Origin of the sequence: Nitrosomonas mobilis, from assembly GCF_900103035.1 — a bacterium.
GTDB classification, from domain to species: domain Bacteria; phylum Pseudomonadota; class Gammaproteobacteria; order Burkholderiales; family Nitrosomonadaceae; genus Nitrosomonas; species Nitrosomonas mobilis.
In genome coordinates, this window is sequence record NZ_FMWO01000081.1 from 1 (window position 1) to 2,373 (window position 2,373).

The window sequence follows — 2,373 nt, forward strand, 5'->3', positions numbered from 1 at the left end:
CCGCCACGGAATCCACCGCTAGAAAAACCACCCCCTCCCGGCCAGTTTCTGCGCCCGTTCCTGGATCCGCCCTGGTGAATGATTCTCCCTGTTTTTTCAATCAGGCTGATGACGAATGCCGCAATAGCAACCAGGACAGCGATCAGCAGTGAAGAAGAAATCAGCCAGATCAGTAACCCTGCAATACTGCTGGCTATGGTTGCACCGGTCATTTTTCCAAACGTGGCTTGCAGCATCCTGCCCAGCATCAGCATCACAAATAAAACAGGAATAATGTTTTCCAGCACAAGGTTCGTACCGGCTGATTCTATCGACTGTTGTGCAGGAACAGGCAATGGTTCGCCTTCAATCACACTGATAATCTGCCTGATACCTGTCTGTAATCCGCCAAAAAAATTACCGTGCTTGAGTTTCGGAGTAATTCCTTCGTCTATGATGCGCCGGGCGATGGCATCCGGTAATGCACCTTCAAGCCCGTAGCCGGTTTCAATGCGCAAGGTTCTGTCATTCTTGGCAACCAGCAGCAATACGCCATCATCGATCCCTTTGCGGCCGAGTTTCCACGCCTCAACCACACGAATTGAATACTGCTCAATCGTTTCAGGCTGTGTGGAGGGAACAATTAGCACGGCGATCTGGCTGCCTTTTTTTCCTTCAAAATTGGCCAGTTGTTGCTCCAGTTGAATAGTTTCTGTTTTGGTAAGCGTTCCAGTCAGATCAGTAATATGTGATTTAAGCGGAGGGATAGCAACATCGGCCAACGACCCGGTGGCAGCAACACACAACAGCGCTATAAACAACAAACCGATATGCCGCTTTATTCCTGTAAATAAAATCAACATGCCTGCTTATCTAATCAATTTATTGAGCGGTTACCGGAGTACCAAATTCCACCGTGGGTGGAACAGCAATCGTTTGCTCATTCTCCACCGCGAAGTTGGGTTTGACCTGGAATCCGAACATCATCGCAGTCAGGTTGCCCGGAAAGGAACGCACCGTTACGTTATATTCCTGCACTGCCTGGATGTAACGGTTACGGGCGACCGCAATACGATTTTCGGTACCTTCCAGCTGTGCCTGCAGGTCACGGAAATTGGCACTGGATTTGAGCTGCGGATAATTCTCCGCCACCGCCAGCAAACGGGTAAGCGCACCGGTCAGCTCACTCTGGGCGCTCTGAAAGCGGGCAAAGGCTTCCGCATCGTTGATCAGTTCCGGTGTCGCCTGAATGCTGCCTGCTCTGGAACGGGCCGCAGTCACTCCTAGCAACACTTCTTTTTCCTGTGTGGCAAAACCTTTTACCGTATTGACCAGATTCGGAATCAGATCCGCCCGACGCTGATACTGATTGACCACCTCCGCCCAGCTCGCCTTAATCTGCTCATCAGTCGATTGCAGGGTGTTGTAGCCGCAGCCACTGAGCAGCAGAATGCAGACAAGTGTCAGAAAATTGAGCATTTTTTTCATAAAAATCTCTCTGGAAGTTGATGGGTGCTTTCGCAGCGTGAGGCTATTACCCCTGACCTCATTCTGCAGCCGACCCACCAAGGCAGGGTGGGGATGTGCGCGCCGCATCATGACGTTCCTGCCATTCTATAGGTGTGAACGTATGCAACGCCAGTGCGTGAATGGAGTGAATAATATCATTCGTCAGCGTGGCGTTGACGAGCCGGTGACGCGCTACCAACGGTTTGTCATCAAATGCAGCAGACACAACCGTTACCTTGAAATGAGATTCGGATCCTACCGGGACATTATGACGATGGCTTTCATTAAGTACTTCCAGAAACTGCGGCTGTAACGATCGCAGCCTGCTTTCAATCCTGCTTTTCATATTCGTCATGTTTATTGCAACCTTCTGTTGTTATTTCCTGGCTCAGATTGATGTGCTTCCGTTGAGACTTCTTCCTAGAGAATGGGTTCAACCAATTGTTAGGCTATCAGGCTGTTTTACATCACACCCATCGTAATTTGCAATCAGTTTTATACCTTGTTGTTTTATAAAAACAATTAATGATTGGCATGATTGATGCTCTATCTAAGTTGAGGATAGCTGGAGAAATCGGGTATCGCGCAAAAATAAATTTAACAAGGAGAATATAATGCAAATTAATAAGAAAACCACTATTTTAGTGGCTGCCGTGACTTCGCTCTCGTTTGCTTCAGCAAGCTGGGCAGCCTCTATCACGTTGAAGTACGATGGTTTTGTGAATGGGGAAAGAATGGGGAAAGAATGGTCAAATCACTAAGAACTTGTTCAAAGTCTTTTGAGTAGAAGGGCCAGGAAAGCCAAGTGGATGAACTGCAAACTGGTGTTAATCATTCGCTCGCAGTTCTTCCACAGTCTTCTATTCTTTTCCAGCCAGGCGAAAC

Annotated in this window: 4 protein-coding genes and 1 pseudogene; 1 reads left to right on the forward strand and 4 read right to left on the reverse strand. The window is 48.3% G+C overall.

What is annotated here, in order from left to right:
* The 3 genes from NSMM_RS12630 to NSMM_RS12640 form a co-directional block, all read right to left on the reverse strand.
* The coding region (locus NSMM_RS12630) for a TPM domain-containing protein (RefSeq protein ID WP_090287969.1) at positions 1 to 842 on the reverse strand (842 nt) is incomplete at its 3' end.
* Between the two features lie 19 nt (positions 843 to 861).
* Entirely contained in the window at positions 862 to 1,467 is a 606-nt protein-coding gene (locus NSMM_RS12635) for a LemA family protein (protein ID WP_090287973.1), read from the reverse strand.
* A gap of 58 nt (positions 1,468 to 1,525) precedes the next feature.
* Positions 1,526 to 1,843, reverse strand: a complete 318-nt coding sequence (locus tag NSMM_RS12640) for a BolA family protein (RefSeq protein ID WP_090287971.1) — start codon at positions 1,841 to 1,843, stop codon at positions 1,526 to 1,528.
* Positions 1,844 to 2,102: 259 nt separating this feature from the next.
* On the opposite strand from NSMM_RS12640, the gene NSMM_RS15775 reads away from it, so the two are divergent.
* Complete coding sequence (locus NSMM_RS15775) at positions 2,103 to 2,249, forward strand: hypothetical protein (protein ID WP_176753968.1); 147 nt, start codon at positions 2,103 to 2,105, stop codon at positions 2,247 to 2,249.
* Positions 2,250 to 2,257: 8 nt separating this feature from the next.
* On the opposite strand, the pseudogene NSMM_RS15300 reads toward NSMM_RS15775, so the two are convergent.
* A pseudogene (locus NSMM_RS15300) lies at positions 2,258 to 2,373 on the reverse strand (IS5/IS1182 family transposase); the annotation flags it as partial.